This is a genomic window from Thalassospira sp. CH_XMU1448-2 (assembly GCF_037027285.1).
GTDB lineage: Bacteria > Pseudomonadota > Alphaproteobacteria > Rhodospirillales > Thalassospiraceae > Thalassospira > Thalassospira profundimaris_C.
The window spans coordinates 283,103-302,799 of the sequence record NZ_JAYMEA010000001.1 but is presented as its reverse complement, the minus strand read 5'-3'; the positions used below and the strand labels follow the sequence as shown (position 1 = coordinate 302,799).

General features: G+C 55.3%; 19 protein-coding genes. 17 read left to right on the top strand and 2 right to left on the bottom strand.

The window, feature by feature from the left end:
• Positions 1-70: 70 nt before the first annotated feature.
• Complete coding sequence (gene ddpX, locus WA318_RS01400) at positions 71-631, bottom strand: D-alanyl-D-alanine dipeptidase (RefSeq protein ID WP_114096313.1); 561 nt, start codon at positions 629-631, stop codon at positions 71-73.
• Positions 632-770: 139 nt separating this feature from the next.
• Here ddpX and tsaB point away from each other — a divergent pair, with 139 nt between their 5' ends.
• Together tsaB and WA318_RS01390 are read left to right on the top strand one after the other, a co-directional pair.
• On the top strand, positions 771-1,451 hold the full coding sequence (gene tsaB / locus WA318_RS01395) for a tRNA (adenosine(37)-N6)-threonylcarbamoyltransferase complex dimerization subunit type 1 TsaB (protein WP_258548570.1): 681 nt from the start codon (positions 771-773) through the stop codon (positions 1,449-1,451).
• 41 nt (positions 1,452-1,492) lie between these two features.
• Positions 1,493-1,978 (top strand): GNAT family N-acetyltransferase, encoded by a 486-nt coding sequence (locus WA318_RS01390; protein WP_258548569.1) that lies wholly within the window; start codon positions 1,493-1,495, stop codon positions 1,976-1,978.
• Positions 1,979-2,126: 148 nt separating this feature from the next.
• On the opposite strand, the gene WA318_RS01385 is transcribed toward WA318_RS01390, so the two are convergent.
• The gene (locus WA318_RS01385) at positions 2,127-2,372 is read right to left on the bottom strand and encodes a sulfurtransferase TusA family protein (protein WP_114096310.1); all 246 of its coding nucleotides are present in this window, start codon (positions 2,370-2,372) and stop codon (positions 2,127-2,129) included.
• A gap of 255 nt (positions 2,373-2,627) precedes the next feature.
• On the opposite strand from WA318_RS01385, the gene WA318_RS01380 reads away from it, so the two are divergent.
• From WA318_RS01380 to infB, 15 genes are all read left to right on the top strand, one after another.
• Entirely contained in the window at positions 2,628-3,050 is a 423-nt protein-coding gene (locus WA318_RS01380; RefSeq protein WP_114096309.1) for a Fur family transcriptional regulator, read from the top strand.
• 162 nt (positions 3,051-3,212) lie between these two features.
• Positions 3,213-4,007 (top strand): GNAT family N-acetyltransferase, encoded by a 795-nt coding sequence (locus tag WA318_RS01375; RefSeq protein WP_114096848.1) that lies wholly within the window; start codon positions 3,213-3,215, stop codon positions 4,005-4,007.
• The gene (locus WA318_RS01370) at positions 4,004-4,909 is read left to right on the top strand and encodes a lysophospholipid acyltransferase family protein (RefSeq protein ID WP_114096308.1); all 906 of its coding nucleotides are present in this window, start codon (positions 4,004-4,006) and stop codon (positions 4,907-4,909) included. Before WA318_RS01375 ends, WA318_RS01370 begins: the two co-directional genes overlap by 4 nt.
• A gap of 170 nt (positions 4,910-5,079) precedes the next feature.
• The gene (miaB, locus tag WA318_RS01365; RefSeq protein ID WP_336079625.1) at positions 5,080-6,471 is read left to right on the top strand and encodes a tRNA (N6-isopentenyl adenosine(37)-C2)-methylthiotransferase MiaB; all 1,392 of its coding nucleotides are present in this window, start codon (positions 5,080-5,082) and stop codon (positions 6,469-6,471) included.
• Positions 6,468-7,583, top strand: a complete 1,116-nt coding sequence (locus WA318_RS01360; protein ID WP_336079624.1) for a PhoH family protein — start codon at positions 6,468-6,470, stop codon at positions 7,581-7,583. Before miaB ends, WA318_RS01360 begins: the two co-directional genes overlap by 4 nt.
• Positions 7,567-8,157: an rRNA maturation RNase YbeY gene (gene ybeY / locus WA318_RS01355; RefSeq protein ID WP_336079623.1), complete on the top strand. Its 591-nt coding sequence runs from the start codon at positions 7,567-7,569 to the stop codon at positions 8,155-8,157. Before WA318_RS01360 ends, ybeY begins: the two co-directional genes overlap by 17 nt.
• An 80-nt stretch (positions 8,158-8,237) precedes the next feature.
• A complete protein-coding gene (locus WA318_RS01350; RefSeq protein WP_114096846.1) occupies positions 8,238-9,179 on the top strand; it encodes a hemolysin family protein in 942 nt (313 codons plus the stop codon).
• Positions 9,172-10,749 (top strand): apolipoprotein N-acyltransferase, encoded by a 1,578-nt coding sequence (gene lnt, locus WA318_RS01345; protein WP_336079622.1) that lies wholly within the window; start codon positions 9,172-9,174, stop codon positions 10,747-10,749. Before WA318_RS01350 ends, lnt begins: the two co-directional genes overlap by 8 nt.
• 109 nt (positions 10,750-10,858) lie before the next feature.
• The gene (locus WA318_RS01340; RefSeq protein WP_336080434.1) at positions 10,859-11,329 is read left to right on the top strand and encodes a helix-turn-helix domain-containing protein; all 471 of its coding nucleotides are present in this window, start codon (positions 10,859-10,861) and stop codon (positions 11,327-11,329) included.
• Between the two features lie 307 nt (positions 11,330-11,636).
• Positions 11,637-12,809 (top strand): methionine adenosyltransferase, encoded by a 1,173-nt coding sequence (gene metK, locus WA318_RS01335; RefSeq protein WP_336079621.1) that lies wholly within the window; start codon positions 11,637-11,639, stop codon positions 12,807-12,809.
• A gap of 174 nt (positions 12,810-12,983) precedes the next feature.
• Entirely contained in the window at positions 12,984-13,703 is a 720-nt protein-coding gene (trmB, locus tag WA318_RS01330; protein WP_336079620.1) for a tRNA (guanine(46)-N(7))-methyltransferase TrmB, read from the top strand.
• Positions 13,704-14,253: 550 nt separating this feature from the next.
• Entirely contained in the window at positions 14,254-14,754 is a 501-nt protein-coding gene (rimP, locus tag WA318_RS01325) for a ribosome maturation factor RimP (protein WP_114096844.1), read from the top strand.
• 9 nt (positions 14,755-14,763) lie between these two features.
• Positions 14,764-16,332: a transcription termination factor NusA gene (gene nusA / locus WA318_RS01320; protein WP_114096302.1), complete on the top strand. Its 1,569-nt coding sequence runs from the start codon at positions 14,764-14,766 to the stop codon at positions 16,330-16,332.
• Between the two features lie 18 nt (positions 16,333-16,350).
• Positions 16,351-16,941, top strand: a complete 591-nt coding sequence (locus tag WA318_RS01315) for an RNA-binding protein (RefSeq protein ID WP_114096301.1) — start codon at positions 16,351-16,353, stop codon at positions 16,939-16,941.
• Positions 16,942-17,021: 80 nt separating this feature from the next.
• The gene (gene infB / locus WA318_RS01310; RefSeq protein WP_114096843.1) at positions 17,022-19,688 is read left to right on the top strand and encodes a translation initiation factor IF-2; all 2,667 of its coding nucleotides are present in this window, start codon (positions 17,022-17,024) and stop codon (positions 19,686-19,688) included.
• Positions 19,689-19,697 lie beyond the last annotated feature (9 nt).

The following is a 19,697-nucleotide window of genomic DNA, read 5'->3' as shown; positions in this document are numbered from 1 at the left end:
TTTCGTTCTGTATCAGGTAAAGCAGAACGCAGCGGCGGGGCATGATTGCTCCGCCGTTTTGCGATGGCGGTTAACGTTGCATCATCGGTTCGGCAAGGGCGCTGTCAGAAAAAAGCGGATATCTGCTGGATGCCTTGGGCAGCTGATAATGCCACCATTCATGGTCGTAATATTCGAACCCGGCACTGACCATGATGCCCAACAACAGCAAACGGTTGGCTTCAGCCTGTCTGGAGATCAGTTCGGATCCGTGATAGGACCGGCTATGCATTTCGTCAAACCCTGCCCCCATATCCAGTTCCTTGCCGTTTTGATCAATCAGGGTTAGATCAATGGCCACACCACGACCATGTGGCGATCCGAAATCCGGATTGGCGACGAAATCGGGGTTGGGCGAATGGTTCCAAAGGGCGCGTTGGGCTTCCTGGGGCCGGAATGCATCAAGAATGCGCAGCTTGACCCCCTGACGCTTTGCCATGGCCGCGGCCTTTTTCAGGCATGCAGCCGCATCCGCATGAAGATAGCAGGCAGGTCGTGTATAGATTGGTGCCCCGGTGAAATTCCGATCCGTGGCATAGACGATATCAATTTCGACATCATATTCAGAAGGCGTAATTTCGACCAGCGCCATCGCCGGAGGCTCCCTGTTCTTGTCGTTCACCGATTACATAAAGAAGATGCTGACTGGACAGCCGCGCTCATCAGATAGCGCAGATCATAATGCATCGCAAACATCGTCGCGAAGTCCGGAGACATCCGGCCCAACGATTTTGGCCATTGATACCGCCTCAACGTCGCTTTCGACGGCGGTTCTGGTCAATGGTGTGGTCAAGGGCGAGCTTTATGAGGATATGGAACGCGGTCAGGCCGAACATCTGATGGGCTTTATTGCCCGCACGCTCGAAACCGCCAAAGTCACAATGGCCGATCTTGACGGCATTGCGGTTACGGTCGGACCGGGTGCCTTTACCGGAATGCGCATCGGTCTTGCAACTGCGCGCGCCTTGGGTCTTGCCCGCAAAATTCCGGTTGTCGGGGTGAGTTCACTCGAAGCTGTTGCCTATGGTGTGTCGGAACGCGATCAGCAGGGCCGCAATATCCTTGTTGCCCTTGATAGCAAGCGAAACGAAATTTTCGCCCAGGCCTTTGATGGCAAAAAACGCCCGCTTAGTACGGCTGAATGTGTTGCCCCGCGTCAGGCTCTGATGATGGCACCACCTGGTGATACCTTGCTTGCCGGGGATGCGACCCCGCGTCTTCTGACGGCTGCGGCCCATGCGCCAGATGCGTTTTATGACTGTACGGCACCCGGACTGCCGCGCGCGGGAAATGTGGCACGGATTGCGGCTGAACGTTGGGAAAGTGGTGAAAACCTTGCGCCGGTACCGATGTATCTGCGTGCGCCTGATGCAAGACGTATCGAAGATCAGGGGCCGCGTAAAAAGGAATGAACCCGCATCCCTCAAAGAGTGTGGCCAGCACAATTGAATTGGTGCCTCTGACCGCCGCCTTTGCGTCCGTCGCGGAGCAATTGCATGCGCAGGGATTTGAGGATTGCTGGGATGCCGATGCCATCATCCGGTTGCTTGATGTGCCAGGGGCATTCGGAATTTTGGCCTATGCGCCCGGTAACGAGGCGGAAAACCGTGATGATATGCCCCTGGGCTTTGTTCTGATCCAGACAATGCTTGATGAGGCCGAAATCAATACCATCGTCGTTGCCAGGGAAGCCCGCCAATGCGGTGTTGCGCGCAAGTTACTGGCAGGGGTTGTGGATCGCCTTGGGGATAATGGTGTTGGTCGGCTGTTGCTTGAAGTGGCCGAGGATAACGCGCCGGCCATTGCCCTTTATCGACAATGCGGTTTTACCGACATCGGTCGACGCAAGCGATATTACCGGCGAAAGTCGGGCCGCGAGGTCGACGCGCTGGTGATGGAGCGGGGTCTTGGATCTTGTGTTCTGGGTTGGGGCGACTGACGTCAGAACATCAAACCGGCAAAGTTTATTTTGTCGTCATGGCCTTGCGCAAGTTGGACGCATTTTAATCTGTTATATCCACATAAAGGGTGTGGTTTTACACATCAACCTGTTGTACTGTAAGCCTGCATTGGAACTGGCGGTTTACCTACGCCTTGCGGATGGTTAACCGGAAAGTGCCCGGTGTATCGGCAATTTCGACCAATTCGATGACTTCGTCGCCCATCTCGGTGACCGAGCGCGGAACGTTTTTCAACGGTTCCCCGGCACCCAGAGTGACCTCAAGTACCTGACCGGGTGTCATGGTTTCAAGTTTGAGGCGGGTCCGGACAAATGTCATCGGGCAGACATCAGACGTGATGTCTATTTTATGGTCGGGATTTTTGATGGCCATTCCGGTCTCCTGACTTGGTGCGCACTTGTGAAGTAGCGCTCTTGTATGCAGGTGGCAAGGGGCATAGGAAAGAGCCGGTTTCAAGCGATTAGCAGATGCTTTGGCATTTCCGATTGCGAATTGACGAATTTATCGCGAATTGAACCTTGCGATATGTGGCGGATTTTTCAATATTTAGCCACAGAGATTAGAGAGCCTAGGGGTTAAGTCCTGGCTGGGGACAGGCGGAACCGGAAACGGAAACGAGACAAGACAATGCTTGCAGAATCAACCATCGAGCAGAAATGCGTCGACGCGGGCCTTAAAATGACAGGACAACGCCGGGTTATCGCCCGCGTGCTGTCAGAGTCCGAAGATCACCCTGATGTGGAGCTGGTCTATCGCCGGGCAACCGACATCGATCCCAAGATTTCAATCGCAACCGTGTATCGCACGGTGCGCCTTTTCGAAGAAGCCGACATTCTTGAAAAGCATGACTTCGGTGACGGACGTGCGCGTTACGAAGAACTTACCGAAGAGCATCACGATCACCTGATCGACATGCGTTCGGGCGATGTCATCGAGTTTTCCAACGAGAAAATCGAGAAGCTTCAGGAAGAGATTGCCAAGGAACTTGGTTACAAGCTGGTCGGTCATCGTCTTGAACTTTACGGCGTTCCTTTGAAAGACGAAAAATAAGTCCGGTTTTCAACCGCACTGTTGATTGACGAAAATCAGAGCCACTTGCGCATTTGTGCAAGTGGCTTTCATAATTTTGTTACGCGTTCTTCACAAACCCTTCACTCGCCCTTCACGCAAATCGCGCGCAAAATCCGGGCAGATGAACAAAAGGGTGTTGTCATGCGCGACGAAAGACAGCTTCAACGGCTTGAGGTCCGCCTTGCGGAAACCGAGGATGAAATCCTCGCCAGCCAGAAACTTCGCTATAAGGTCTTTTATGAAGAGCGCGGCGCAAAGCCGACCGCCGAAATGGCCGCCGAAAAACGCGACTTCGACCATTACGATCCGCTGTGCGACCATCTTCTGGTGCTTGACCATAATCGCGGTGCCGGTGCGGATGCGGTGGTGGGGACATATCGCCTGCTGCGTCAGTCGGTTGCCAACGAACATGGCGGTTTTTACAGCGCGGACGAATACCATATCGAAAGCATGCTTGCTGCGGTAAAGGAAACCGGCGAGATCATGGAACTTGGCCGTTCCTGTGTCGAGGCGGATTACCGCACCATGCCGACCCTGCAACTGCTTTGGCAGGGGATCGCGGCCTATGTGTTCAAATACGACATCAAGCTGATGTTTGGCTGTGCATCCTTCCATGGCACCGATCCGGATGCCTTCAAGGATGTCCTGACCTATCTGCATCACAATCATCTGGCACCCGAAGACATGCGCCCGCGCGCCATCGAGGAACGCTATGAACCGATGGCCCGTGCCGAGATTGACGGCATCGACCAGCGCCAGGCATTGCGTGACCTGCCGCCGCTGATCAAGGGCTATCTGCGACTGGGTGGTTTTGTCGGCGATGGTGCGGTGGTTGATCATCAGTTCAATACCACGGACATCTGCATTGTGTTACCGACTGAAAAGGTAACTGATCGCTATTACAAGCATTACGAACGGACCGCGAGGGTATCGTGAACTGCTATGTGTGCGCCGCTATCCGGCTGATGGCCTATATGCTTCTGACACTTGTACTGTTGCCGGTACAGATGGTGGCGATCGCATGTCGTTTGCGTCTGGCAGATGAATTGCCGCGTTTCTATCACGCGCTGTGCCTGCGTATCCTTCATATCGAGGTGCGGGTATCGGGTGTGGATCTGATGGATGGGCCCGGTGTGATTGTTGCCAATCACGCATCCTATCTTGATATCCCGGTTCTGGGCGCGCTGACGCGTGGCAGTTTCATTGCCAAGACCGAAGTGGCGAGCTGGCCGGTATTTGGTGTCCTTGCCAAATTGTCGCGTACCACCTTTGTTGAACGCCGCGCGGTACGTTCGCGAGAACAGAACCAGCAGCTCGGTGACCGTTTGCAAAATGGCGACAAGCTGATCCTGTTCCCCGAGGGAACCAGCAATGATGGCAACCGGGTTCTGCCATTCAAATCGACTTTGTTTGCATCGGCCGAACGGGCCATGCCCGACGGGTCGCCCGTAAAATTCCAGCCGGTCTCGATTGCAGCCACCCGGCTTGATGGTGCGCCGATTGGTCGTGACTTGCGGGCATTCTATTCCTGGTACGGGGATATGGACTTGGCCCCGCATTTGTGGCAGTTTCTCGCGCTCGGCAAGGTGACGGTTGAAATTGTTGTCCATGCGCCTGTGACGCTGGCGGATGCAGCAGGATCGCGCAAGGAACTTGCCCGGATTTGCGAAGCCCGCGTTGCCGAAGGACATCAGGCAGCTTTGCGTGGTTTGCATCAGGGTGTTCCGGTCCAGTTGATCGACAGCGGTTTGTCCGGAGAACTGATCGGATGTTCGCCTTTGGCGATCATTTCAGAAGATTTTCGACTGTTTGGTCCTGATCGACAGTTCGGCTCCTGATCATTTTGCCGTATAATGCACCGGTTGATGTGAAATTGGGTTTCACCTGACCGGAAATTCAGATAACGAGATGTCCGAAAGTTCCGGCCTTGCGACTATGCGGAACTCAAGCGCGGTGTGACTTATTCACACCGCTTTTCGGCGTTTTGAGAGAGCGAAACGGATCTTACGTGACTGAACCGAAGAAACTTTTTGTAAAAACCTATGGCTGCCAGATGAATGTCTATGACAGCCAGCGCATGCAGGACGTCTTGGCGCCGCTGGGATACCAGTCGGTCGACAGCGCCGAGGGCGCAGATATGGTAATCCTCAATACCTGTCACATTCGCGAAAAAGCGGCCGAAAAGGTGTTTTCCGACCTCGGGCGTGTGCGCAAGCACAAGGAAGCCAAAGAGGCCAATGGCGGTGACAAGATGATCGTCGCCGTCGCCGGCTGTGTCGCACAGGCCGAAGGGGCCGAACTGATGCGGCGCGAACCGATGGTCGACATGGTGTTCGGCCCGCAGACCTATCACCGCCTGCCGGAAATGGTTGCGCGCGCCAACCGTGCGATTGGACGCAATCGCATCATCGATACCGATTTCCCGGCCGAGGAAAAATTCGATCATCTGCCCGCACAGGTTTCAAACCAGGGCTATTCAGCGTTTCTGGCCATTCAGGAAGGTTGCGATAAATTCTGCACTTTCTGTGTCGTGCCCTATACGCGCGGGGCGGAATATTCGCGTCCGGCGATGGATGTTATCGGTGAAGCCAGACAGCTTGTCGCGCATGGCACGCGGGAACTGACCCTTTTGGGGCAGAATGTGAATGCCTATCACGGTGAAGCCTCCAATGGTGGGGAATGGTCGCTGGGTCGTTTGCTCCGCGAACTGGCCGAGATCGACGGGCTTGATCGCATTCGTTATACGACCTCGCACCCGCGCGACGTGGATGATGATCTGATTGCCGCACACCGTGATCTGAAAAAACTGATGCCGTTCCTGCATCTGCCGGTTCAGGCCGGATCGGACCGTGTTTTGCAGGCGATGAACCGCAAGCATGATAATGCCGATTATCGCGATATTGCAAAGCGTCTTAAGGATGCTTGCCCGGATCTGGCCTTGTCATCGGACTTTATCGTTGGCTTCCCCGGTGAATCCGACAAGGATTTCGAAGACACCATGGATATCGTGCGCGATATCACCTTCATTCAGGCTTTCAGCTTTAAATACAGTCCGCGTCCGGGTACCCCGGCCTCGGCGATGGAGCTGCAGGTGCCTGAAAAAGTCAAAACCGAACGGATCATGCGTCTTCAGGCGCTTCTGGCCGAGCAACAGCTTGAATTTAACCGCAACTCTGTCGGCAGGGAGATGGATGTCCTGCTGGAGCGCCGCGGTAAATATGAAGGGCAGCTGGTTGGCAAAAGCCCCTATATGCAGCCGGTTCATGTTTCCGGACTGCCGGAAACCGCATTGGGTCAGATCGTAAGGTTGAAAATCACGGAAGCGCTGCCTAATTCCCTTGGCGGCGAACTGGTCGATGCCACCAATAACGGCCAGAAATCGGAAAGGAACGTTGCGTGAGCGGCACCCCGACTAAGAACAAACCGACAAACAAACCAGCGGCCAAAGTAAAACACGCCCCCAAGGATTCCGATCAGATCGAGTTTCAGGACAACGCCCTGGCCCAGCTTCTATACGGGCCACAGGCGGAAAATCTGACGCGTCTGTCCGAGCGCACCGGCGTTCAGGTATCAAGCCGCGGTCTTGTTGTCATGCTGACCGGTGAACCGGCCAAGGTTGCACAGGCCAAAAAAGTTCTATCGCAGCTTTATGCGCGCTTGCGCGACAAGGAAATCGATCAAATCGATGTCGAAACAGTGGACGGGGCCATTCGTCTGTCCGAACCGGATGACACCGATCCGTGGAACGGCCAGACCAAGGATATGTTTGGCGGGTCGCGCCTGACCATTCAGACCAAAAAGCGCCGGATTTCGCCGCGCTCCAAACGTCAGAAGGATTATGTCGAGGCGATCCTTGATAACGAACTGATCTTTGGCATTGGTCCGGCCGGTACGGGCAAGACCTATATTGCGGTCGCCATGGCAGTACAGGCCTTTATCCTGGGTCAGGTGGATCGTATCATCTTGTCGCGCCCGGCTGTTGAAGCTGGCGAGCGGCTTGGCTTTTTGCCCGGTGATCTAAAAGACAAGGTCGACCCATATTTGCGCCCGCTTTATGATGCGCTCCATGACACGCTTCCGGGTGATGTCGTGATCAAACGCATGGAAAGTGGCGAGATCGAAGTGGCTCCGCTTGCCTTCATGCGTGGGCGTACGCTTTCACATGCCTTTGTCATTCTGGACGAAGCCCAGAACACCACCCCGATGCAGATGAAAATGTTCCTGACCCGTTTGGGCGAAGGATCGCGCATGGTGGTGACCGGCGATTTGACCCAGATCGATTTGCCCGATGGTACCAAATCGGGTCTGCGTGATGCGCTTGAAACCATTGGTGATGTCAAGGGCGTGGCGACGATCAAGTTTGATCAGCGCGACGTTGTGCGCCACCATCTGGTGACCAAGATCGTTCAGGCCTATGACGCGGCCGATGCGTTGCGTGATCGCCTGAAAAAGGGTTATCGCGGCGAAAAGGATACCGCGAACAAGGATGCGGACAATGACGGCACCGCTTGATCTGGATCTTGAGGTCGAGGCCGGCGACTGGCAGCAGGACGAAATCGCGGCGATTGAAGCTGCGATTGTTGCGGCCCTTGACGGTGCGCTTGCCGACGGCGCGCTTTGGGATGATGACGGCGTTCCGACTGATGGTACAGAGGATGAAGGCGACGGTGCGTCGCTTTTATCGGTTGCCCCGGTGATCGAGATTGGTGTGCGTTTGTCTGATGATGCATCGGTCCGGATCCTTAATCGCGATTACCGCGACAAGGACAACCCAACCAATGTTTTGTCCTTTGCGGCCCTTGAAAGTGCAGATGATGCCGATGCCTTCATGATGGCTCCGGACATGCCGCTGATGCTTGGCGATATTGTGATTGCGCGTGAAACCTGCGCGCGCGAGGCTGTCGAACAGGACAAATCACTGAAAAATCATCTTGTTCATCTTGCCGTTCATGGCACGCTGCATCTTGTCGGCTACGATCATATGGTTGATGATGAAGCCGAAGAGATGGAAGAACTTGAACGCCAAATTCTTGCTGGCCTCGGGATTGATGATCCCTATGAGCCGATTGAAGATGCGCCGGTTTAGCCGAAAGGCTTGTTTGAATTAAAGGATGTCGAAACCGACCCATGAACGACATAAGTCAACGCGACGACGACCACGACAGTATGCGCCCTCGCACAGGCGAGGAAGCAATTCAGGAGTCAGAAACCGGCTCCTTATGGGATAATGTGGCCTCGGCCCTGGGGTTCAAGCGCGGAAAGTCGCGCAATGGCGAGGCCTCGCTTTCCGATACGCTCGAAGAACTTGCCGAGCGGACCGAGGAAGACGACGAACCGGTTTCGCTGCACGAACGTTCGCTTTTTGAGAACATCATTGCGCTACGCGACATGACGGCAGAAGACGTTATGATCCCGCGTGCCGACATCGTGGCGGTGCCCAAAACCATCGAGCTTGAAGCTCTGGTCGAGGTCATGGTCAAAAAGGCGCATTCGCGGCTGCCGGTTTATGGCGATACGCTTGATGACATTGCCGGCATGGTGCACATCAAGGATGTTCTGGGCTGTGTGGCCGCAGATCGCGAATTCAGTCTTCAGGCCCTGTTGCGGCGCGTTCTGTTTGTATCGCCTGCGATCCGGGTTCTTGATCTTTTGTCGGAAATGCGGTTGTCGCGCACGCATATGGCGCTGGTGGTCGACGAGTTTGGCGGTATTGACGGTCTGATCACGATCGAGGATCTGGTCGAGGAAATCGTTGGCGAGATTGATGACGAACATGACATCGACCAGACGCCGAAACTGATCCGGCTTTCGGATGGCTGCTATATTGCCGATGCCCGTTTTGAGGTCGAGGACCTTGAAGAAAAACTGTCCTTTAGCTTGCTTGATGAAGATGAGGACGAGGATATCGATACCCTTGGCGGTCTTGTCTTCTCGCTTGCAGGACGGGTTCCGGCACGCGGCGAGCTGATTGAACATCCCAGCGGCATTCAGTTCGAAGTTCTTGATGCTGATCCACGCCGCATTCGCAGATTGCGCATCCATATGGTGCGCCGGGATGCGCCGACGCCATCAGAAGAAACCAAAAATCAGGAAAAGACGGATGATTAAAACGATGGCGACACGTCTGGCGGGGCTGTCAGGCTGGCGCAGGCGTTTTGTCTGGTTGTTCTCCGGGGCGGTTGCGGTTTTGGCGCTGCCGCCTTTCTTTTTAATCCCCGTTTTGCCGGTTGCCTTTGCGATTTTGCTCTGGAGCCTTGAGGGAGTCCGTTGCAACAAGGGCGCACTTTCGGCGGGATGGTGGTTTGGAACCGGGCATTTTGCTGCCGGTTTCTACTGGGTCAGTCATGCCTTTCTGGTGCAGCCGGAAATCTATGGCTGGATGATCCCCTTTGCGCTTTTGGGACTGGGCGGAGGGTTGGCAATTTTCCCGATGCTTGCCGTCTGGGCAACATGGCGCCTGACCGATGGCCTGATCCGGCGCGCGGTGTTGCTTGCCGTCTTCTGGTCGGTGGCGGAATATGCGCGCGGGCATATTCTGACCGGGTTTCCTTGGAACCTTCTGGGCCATATCTGGGCCGTTGATGCGGCTCCGATGCAATTTGCGTCCGTCGTCGGGGTCTATGGCCTGTCCTTTGTGACTGCGCTGTTTGCAACGCTTCCTGCCGCTGTCATTGGGGCAAAGCCCGGCAAGCTGGCCGCTCTTGGTGGTGTCTTGATCGCAGTGCTTTTGTGGGGTGGCGGTGCTGTTCGTTTGTCGCTTTCCGGGCCAGATCGCTCTGATATGCCGCTTTCAGAACTGCCTGCAGATGTTCCGGTGGTGCAGATCGTTCAACCCAATATTCCCCAACGCGACAAATGGCGTCCTGAATTGCAGCGCCAGCATTTCACTAGGCTGGTGGAAATGTCGCAGCGTCCTGCGGGCATGAGCCCGACGCAAAAACGTATTGTGATCTGGCCTGAAACAGCAGCGACATTCTTTGTCGAGACCCAGACCATCGCACGCCAGCAAATGGCCGAGACCCTGGGGCCGAACGACATCCTGATTACCGGGGCGCCAAGGACCTATCCGCGCGACACCGACGAATACAAGGTCTGGAATTCCGTTCAGGTGATTGATGCCAGCAGCAATATCATTGCAAGCTTTGACAAATTTCATCTGGTGCCATTCGGGGAATATGTTCCGTTCCGCTCGATCCTGCCATTTCCGAAACTGACAGCCGGGCGGACGGATTTCTCGGCCGGACCCGGGCCGCAGACATTGTCGGTGGCCGGAATGCCAAGTTTCTCGCCGCTGATTTGCTATGAAGTCATCTTCCCCGGAGCGGTTGCCGATCCGGAAAATCGGCCTGAATGGCTGTTAAATGTCACCAATGATGGTTGGTTTGGCGATAGTGCGGGTCCATATCAGCATATGGCGGCGGCACGTTTTCGGGCTGTGGAGGAAGGGCTTCCTTTGGTGCGGGCCGCCTATACGGGAGTATCTGTTTTCTTCGATGCCTACGGACGTAAACTGGCCTCCCTCCCCTTAAGTGCAAGTAATATCTTGGTTCACCCCCTTTTGAGTGATAAAAACCATACTACAGTATATTATTTGTGGCGCGATATTCTATTTTACGGTATTGTTACCTTCTTCGCCGTTCTCGTTATGGGATATACTCGACGATCAAAATCCCTTTAGGCGGCTGTTAAAAGCACCGAACCGTCCAGAGATTGTCCCATCTAAATAAGGACGGGTAGGTCGGAGTGAGAGAAGGAACAACCTTATGTCGCCCAAGGATGAAAGCGCGATGGTGAAAAACACCCGTGGTCGTGGCCGTGGCCGGACCGCAAGTGGCAAACCAAATCCTGTAGATATTCACGTTGGCGCGCGCGTTCGCCTGCGCCGGACCCTGCTTGGCATGAGCCAGGAAAAGCTGGGTGAGGCCATCGGCCTGACATTCCAGCAAGTCCAGAAATATGAACGCGGTGCAAACCGTGTCGGTGCATCGCGCCTTTATGACTTGTCCCGTGTTCTGGAAGTCCCGGTATCGTTCTTCTTTGATGATATGCCCGAAGAAGTATCGTCGAAATCGGTCCATGAACGCCGCGAGATGTCCGAAAGCCCGGATCCGTTTGACAATGATCCGATGAACCGCCGCGAGACCCTTGAACTGGTGCGCGCCTATTACCGGATTACTGACCCCAACCAGCGCAAGAAAATCTTTGAGCTGGTCAAATCCATGGGGGCTTTGCAGGCTGGCGACGCTGATCAGAAATAATCGCGCGCCTTCATACTGTTAATATCAGGCGCATCTCGCAAGATAACGGGATGCGCCTTTGCTTTTGGCGCAAGAGAATGCCGGTGCTATGCAATTTGCCGGTTACTCTTTTGCGTCAATGATGCTTGACCTGCGAAAACTGATCAGGCAAAAGCGTCATGCAGTTGTAAAACTGTACCGAATATGTGGACGGATTTGGACCGCTTGCCACCACACAAAAAAAGGCTAAGTGGGCGCTATCGATACCGATCCGGTGTTGAGAGCCCTCCGGTCCAGTTTTGGAAACCCATTACCGGAGAAGGTCTTAATGTCTCTTTCCGAATATCTTTTTACCAGTGAATCCGTTTCGGAAGGTCATCCGGACAAAGTCTGTGACCGCATTTCCGATTCCATCGTTGATGCATTCCTTGCTGCGGACGAAGATTCGCGCGTTGCTGTTGAAACCCTTGCAACCACCAACCGTGTGGTTCTCGCAGGTGAGGTTCGCGGCCCTGAGAGCGTGACCAAAGAGGTCATGATCGAAAAAGCACGTGAAGCCATCCGTGCGATCGGTTACGAGCAGGAAGGCTTCCACTGGAAGACCGCCGAAATCGAATGCCATGTGCATGAGCAATCTGCTGATATCGCACAGGGCGTTGATTCCGCAGGCGAGAAAGACCTTGGCGCAGGTGACCAGGGCATCATGTTCGGTTACGCATGTAACGAAACCGACGAATTGATGCCGGCACCGATCCAGTTCTCGCACCGTATTCTGCGTGCCATGGCCGAAGACCGTCATTCGGGCAAAGCACCGCAGTTCGGTCCGGATGCCAAAAGCCAGGTGACCCTTCGCTATGTCGATGGCAAGCCGGTTGGCGCAACCTCGGTTGTGGTTTCGACCCAGCATGCCGATGGTCTGTCGCAGGCTGATGTCCGTGCGCTGGTTCTGCCCTATATCGAAGCTGCCCTGCCGTCTGGCTGGATGCCGTCTGATGAAGAAATCTACATCAACCCGACCGGTCGCTTTGTGATTGGTGGTCCGGATGGCGATGCCGGCCTGACCGGCCGCAAGATTATTGTTGATACCTATGGTGGTGCTGCACCGCATGGTGGCGGCGCATTCTCTGGTAAAGACCCGACCAAGGTTGACCGTTCGGCTGCCTATGCTGCGCGTTATCTTGCGAAAAACGTGGTTGCTGCCGGTCTTGCAGAACGTTGCACCATTCAGCTGGCTTACGCGATTGGCGTTTCCAAGCCGCTGGCGCTTTATGTCAACAACCACAATACCGGTAATGTTGACGAGCTGAAGCTTGGCGATACCCTGCGTCAGCTGATGGATCTCAGCCCGCGCGGTATTCGCGAGCATCTTTCGCTTTGCCGTCCGATTTACACCCCGTCTTCTGCTTATGGTCACTTTGGCCGTCAGCCGACTGCAGATGGTGGCTTCTCCTGGGAGCGCACCGATCTGGTCGGGGAACTGAAATCGGCATTCGGCGCCTGATCCACAGGCACCAGCATTGCAAAAGTGCGATTTGCCAAATTCGCACGACGTGATATGAGGCGGGCGGCCCGGAATATTCGGGTCGCCCGTTTTGATTTGTGATCTGGCCCGTTTGGCCCAATGATCACATTGACTGAGTTTTGTCCCGACCCTGATTGATCAACTGATACGACCATGCGCAACAAAGAACGTCCGATTCCGACCCCTGATCGTCCGAACTTCTATGGCCGCCGTGGAAGCCGCCCGTTAAAGGATTCCCGCAAGGCGCTGGTCGATACCCTGTTGCCAAAGATCGGCATCCGTTATCCCGAACAGGACGGTGTTGATCCCAAAAGCTATTTTGACAGCACACCTGATCAGTTGTGGCTTGAGATCGGCTTTGGCGGGGGCGAACATCTTGCCGGTCAGGCACAGGCCAATCCGGATGTCGGTATCATCGGGGCTGAACCGTTCATGGATGGTGTTGGCAGCCTGTTGCGCCACATTGACGAACGCAACCTGACCAATGTGCGTGTGGTTGCGGATGATTCGCGCCCGTTGCTCTATAAGCTTGTTGATGCCTGCTTTGACCGTGCGTTTCTTCTGTTTCCGGACCCCTGGCCCAAGAAACGCCATGCCGAACGACGCTTCATCGGCCCCAGGAACCTCGCCCTGCTTGCCCGCCTTCTCAAAGATGGTGCCGAGTTCCGGGTTGCCAGTGATGATATGCAGTATATCTCCTGGACCTTGCAGCATATGCACAACCACCCGGACTTTGAATGGCTGGCCGAAGGGCCCGATGACTGGCGCACGCCGCCCCATGACTGGGTCAAAACCCGTTATGAACAAAAGGCGCTGCGTCAGGGTAAGAAGTGTAACTATCTTCGCTTCCGCCGTAAGCCGCGCGCTGCCTGATTGTGCCAGCTTTTCCCGCGGATTGTGTTGAACCGGGGAGTCGGCGGTAATAGAGTCAGAAAGTCCCCTGTCTGTCACACGCAAGCCCTTCTCGGGGCAGCTGTGCGACCATGACATGGCTGGGTCACTGACGAAGTCCGGCCCTTTACTGTTTCATGAAGATTGGCTGTGATGGCCGGGTCTTGGGCGCCGCATGGCTCGATTTGAACGGTATCCTTCGGCCCGACTGCAATTCGTGCCGATAATCCAATAGTTTGCCCGATGTGATCAGGTTTACATCCTGAAGCGGTCCGGCACGAAAACCATCAGGATTTGTCACGCTATAGATCGGTGATGTGCTTGGCTGGCTGTGTCGCGCTGAATCCTTGGGTTGAATGGCGTGGGGGCCCTGTATCCTCACTTGATTTCTGCGCAAACCGGCTGTATAAAGCGGCCAAGCTTTTTGTAAATTCTGACAAAGAGTGGGCCTCGCGCCCGCTCTTTTGTGCTTTTTGGGGTATGGCATCGCTATATGGCTGAGCTGATTGGACAACAGTTAAAAGATCCGTTGATGGCGAAAATCACGGCAATTATCGAGCCGTCGATTAATGCGCTCGGATTTGAACTGGTCCGTGTTTCCATGACGGGACAGGACCACAATATCCTGCAAATCATGGCAGATCGCCCGGACGCGAAAGGCAGCATCAATGTTGAAGATTGCGCCCAGATCAGCCGTACGGTTTCTGCTCTTATGGATGTCGAAGATCCGATTTCGGGTGCCTATCACCTTGAAGTCAGTTCTCCGGGGATCGACCGCCCGCTAACCCGTGCTCCGCATTTCGAAGTGTGGAAAGGGTTCGAGGCAAAGGTCGAACTGGTGATGGCCATCAATGGTCGTCGCCGTTTCAGCGGTCTGCTGGATGGAATTGAAGATAATGCGGTTGCCATGATTGTCGATGGTGAACGTGTCTTGTTGCCGTTGGCTGATATCGCAAAGGCGAAATTGGTTCTGACGGATGAATTGATCGCGCATGTCACCGGCGAACGCCGTGCTGACGACAACGCAGAATAGAGGTTGGATATGGAAGCAACTTCGGGAATGCCGCGGCCGGAACTTTTGCAGGTCGCTGATGCCGTTGCCCGTGAAAAGGGCATTGATCGTGACGAGGTTCTTGGTGCAATGGAACAGGCCATCCAGAAGGCTGGCCGTTCCAGATATGGCCATGAGCACGATATTCGTGCCCATATCGACCGCAAAACCGGCGAAATCAAACTCGCACGTTTCATCGAGGTAACCGATGATATCGAGAACGATTTTACCCAGATGTCACTCGAACAGGCGCGTATTCGCGACGAGAATATCAATCTGGGTGAATTCCTGATTGATCCGCTGCCGCCGATTGACTTTGGCCGTATCGCTGCCCAGACCGCAAAACAGGTTATCGTTCAGAAAGTTCGCGACGCAGAACGCGAACGTCAGTTCGAAGAATATAAAGACCGCACCGATGAGGTTATCAACGGTGTCGTCAAGCGTGTCGAGTTTGGCAACGTCCTTGTTGATATCGGTCGCGCCGAGGCAATCCTGCGCCGCGAAGAACTGATCCCGCGTGAAACCGTCCGTCAGGGCGATCGCGTACGTGCACTGATCCTTGATGTGCGCCGCGAACAGCGTGGTCCGCAGATTTTCCTGTCGCGTACCCATCCGACCTTCATGGCAAAACTGTTTGCCCAGGAAGTTCCGGAAATCTATGACGGCATCATCGAAATCAAATCGGTTGCCCGTGATCCGGGTTCGCGCGCCAAGATTTCGGTTCTGTCTTCTGACAGCTCGATCGATCCGGTCGGTGCCTGTGTTGGTATGCGCGGTTCGCGTGTTCAGGCCGTGGTTGCCGAGCTGCAGGGCGAAAAAATCGACATCATCCAGTGGTCGGAAGACCCGGCAACCTTCGTTGTGAACGCCTTGGCTCCGGCCGAAGTCACCAAGGTTGTTCTTGATGAAGAAACCAACCGTATCGAAGTCGTCGTTCCGGACGATCAGCTGAGCCTCGCAATTGGCCGTCGTGGTCAGAACGTGCGTCTGGCATCCCAGCTGACCGGTTGGGATATCGACATTCTGACCGAGGAAGACGAAAGCGAACGTCGTCAGGAAGAAGCGCGCAAGCGTGCGGAAATGTTCATCAAGGCACTTGATGTTGATGAAGTTATCGCCCATCTCCTGGTCGCCGAAGGCTTTACCTCGATCGAGGAAGTCGGTTACGTGCCGCTGGCCGAACTGGCAGAGATCGAAGGTTTCGAAGAAGAAATCGCCGAAGAGCTGCGCAACCGTGCACGGACCTTCCTTTCTGAAGAAGCCGAGCGTCTGCAGAAGCGTCGTGAAGAGCTCAAGGTTGCCGATGATCTGGTCGAATTCAATGGCCTGTCGCTGGCGGTTGTTGTTCGCCTTGGCGAAAACGACGTCAAAACCCTTGAAGATTTCGCTGATCTGGCCAGTGACGAGCTGATCGAATATATCGGCGATGCCGACAACATGACCATGGATCAGGCAAACGACCTGATCATGGAAGCCCGTCGCAAGCTTGGCTGGTTCGAAGGTCTTGAAGACGAGACTGACGAAACTTCCGAAGACGCGGTCGAAGGCGAAGAGGCTTAAGGCCGATCGGAGGACACCATGTCGCATCGTAAAGGCGGCAAGGTAGCCGAGGTTCCGGAACGCCGGTGCATTGTCACCGGCGAAGTCCGGGACAAGGAAGATCTTCTCAGGGTTGTGATCGGGCCGGATGGTTCGGTTGTTCCCGACCTTGAGGAACGGCTACCGGGACGGGGATTATGGTTGTGCCCGTCGCGGGATGTGGTAAATACCGCCTGTGCAAAAAACGCTTTTGCCCGGGCAGCACGGCAAAAAGTCGTGGTCGACGCCGCGCTTGCAGACCGGATCGAGCAGCTGCTGACGCAGAAATGCCTCGATCTGCTGTCGCTTGCGCGCCGCGCCGGTCAGGCTGTCGCCGGATTTGAAAAGGCCCGCGCCCAGATAGCTGAGGGAGCGGCTCTGATATTGGCAGCACGCGATGGTGCTGCGGACGGAAAATCCAAGATCGAGGCCAAGGCCCGGGATCTGCCGATTTATTCCGTTCTGGATGCTGCTGAAATCGGCGCGGCTTTTGGCCGTGAAAAAGCAGTACATGTGGCTGTTGCACCAGGTGGTCTGGCCAAACGGCTGGGTCGCTCGCTGAAGCGGCTAGAAGGATTTCGCGCAGTCTGACATCAGATATGCGCCGGACGGACAGGACAGGATCGGCATTGGAAGTCGATCCCGCAGGAAATGAGGAAGTTGGACGGATTATGAGTGATCGCGATCAGGAGAAGAAACCGCTGAGCCTCAACAGATCGAAGCTTGAATTGAGCAAGACGGTCGAGGCAGGGCAGGTTCGTCAAAACTTCTCGCATGGACGGTCCAAATCTGTGACCGTCGAAGTGCGTAAGAAGCGTACATTCGAAAAGAACGAATCCGGCCGCTTCCGTGAAGTGAAAAAGGATATCGTTGCAGAGCAGGCCCCGGCTGAAACCCCGGCACCGGAAGCCAAAAAGGAACCGGTAGAAGAGCCGAAATCGCGCCCGGTTGTCGAAGATCATGGCAACCTGACCGATAGCGAACGTGCTGCCCGTATGGCTGCTTTGAAGGCCGCTGAAGAGCGCCGCAAGCAGGAAGAAGCTGACGCCGAAATCCGTGCGCGCGAAGAAGCTGCCCGCAAGGCTGCAGAGGAAGAAGCCCGCAAGGCCGAGGAAGCAAAAGCTGCCGAAGCTGCGCCGGTCGAGGAAGAGCAGTCCAAGGACAAGGCTGAAGTTTCTGTCGAAGACGTTGAAAAGCAGCTTGCTGCATCGACGGCAAAAGGCAAAACCTCCAAGCCGAAACCGGCTGCGACTCCCAAAGCCAAGGAAGAAGAAGTGATCATGGGTGAGCCGGCAGAGCCGCTGGTTCCCGAGGAACGTCGTCGTTCTGCGCCTGCAACTGCGAAGCCGAAAAGCCGCAAGGAGCAGGACGAGGAAGATGCCCGCAAGGCAGCCCGCAAGCGCGCCGAAGAAGAAGCAAAAGGTGCTGCACGTGCCAAGACCGACGATGGTCGCCGCCGTGGCAAGCTGTCGATCGCCAATGCAATGACCGGTGATGAAGGTGGCCGTCGTCGTTCCATGGCATCGATCAAGCGCCAGCAGGCCAAAGCCAAGGCCCGTGCAATGGGCCCGCAGAAGCCGAAAGAGAAAATCGTACGTGACGTTATCATTCCGGACGTTATTACCGTTCAGGAGCTGGCCAACCGTATGGCTGAACGCGCTGCAGACGTGATCAAGACCCTGATGAGCATGGGCGTTATGGCGACCATCAACCAGAGCCTTGATCCCGATACCGCACAGCTTGTGGTCGAGGAATTCGGCCATAACGTCAAACGTGTTTCGGATGCCGACGTTGAAGAGGCACTGGTTGTTGCAGATGACAGCGAAGAGCAGCTGCTGGGTCGTCCGCCGGTCGTGACCGTTATGGGCCACGTTGACCATGGTAAAACCTCGTTGCTGGATGCCCTTCGGGCAACCGATGTTGCCGGTGGCGAAGCTGGCGGCATTACTCAGCATATCGGTGCTTATCAGGTCACCATGGCAACCGGTTCGAAGATTACCTTCATCGATACCCCGGGCCACGCAGCATTTACCGAAATGCGTTCGCGCGGTGCCAAGGTAACCGATATCGTGGTTCTGGTTGTTGCTGCTGATGACTCGGTTATGCCGCAGACCATCGAAGCGATCAGCCACGCAAAGGCTGCTGGCGTTCCGATGATTGTTGCGATCAACAAGGTCGACAAACCGGGTGCCAACCCGTCGAAAGTTAAAACCGAACTGCTTCAGCACGAAGTCGTGGTCGAGGAAATGGGCGGCGACGTCCAGGCTGTCGAGGTTTCGGCCAAGCAGCGCACCGGTCTGACCGAACTTGAAGAAGCCATTCTTCTGCAGGCCGAGGTTCTTGACCTCAAAGCCAACCCGAACCGCGTTGCGGATGGTGTGGTTGTTGAAGCCCGTATGGAAAAAGGTCGTGGTCCGGTTGCAACCGTTCTGGTTCAGCGCGGTACGCTGCGTACGGGGGACATCTTTGTCACCGGTGCCGAGTGGGGTCGTGTCCGTGCCCTGGTTGACGATCACGGTACCCGTGTTTCCGACGCCATTCCGGGTATGCCGGTCGAGGTTACCGGTCTGAACGGTGTTCCGTCTGCAGGTGATGACTTCGTGGTTGTCGAAAACGAAGCCAAGGCCCGTGAAGTTGCCGACTTCCGTCAGCGTCGCATCCGTGAAACCCAGGCTGCTGCGATGAAGAAATCCGCACTCGAGAACATGTTCTCGCAGAGCGGTGAGGTCAAAGAACTTCCGATCGTCATCAAGGGTGACGTGCAGGGTTCTGTCGAAGCCCTTATCGGGACGCTGCAGAAACTTGGTAACGAAGAAGTTTCGGTTCGCGTTCTGCATAGCGGCGTTGGTGGTATCAACGAATCTGACGTGACGCTGGCGCGTGCATCCAATGCACTGATCATCGGCTTTAACGTGCGTGCGAACCAGCAGGCCCGTGAACAGGCCCGTCGCGACAACGTTGATATTCGTTACTATTCGATCATCTATGATGTTGCTGATGACATCAAAAAGATGCTGTCGGGCATGCTGTCTCCGGAAGTTCGCGAGAAATTCCTGGGTTACGCACAAATCCGCGACATCTTCACCATTTCTGGCAACAAGATCGCCGGTTGTATGGTCACCGAGGGTATCGTCAAACGCGGTGCGGGTGTCCGCCTGCTGCGCGACGATGTCGTTATCCATTCTGGCGAACTGTCGACGCTCCGTCGCTTCAAGGACGAAGTCAAAGAAGTCCGTGAGGGCTATGAATGTGGCATGTCCTTCGCCAAGTATAACGATCTGCAGGTTGGCGATGTGATCGAGTGCTTCGAAAACGAGGAAATCGCCGTCGAACTGTAAGACGGTGAG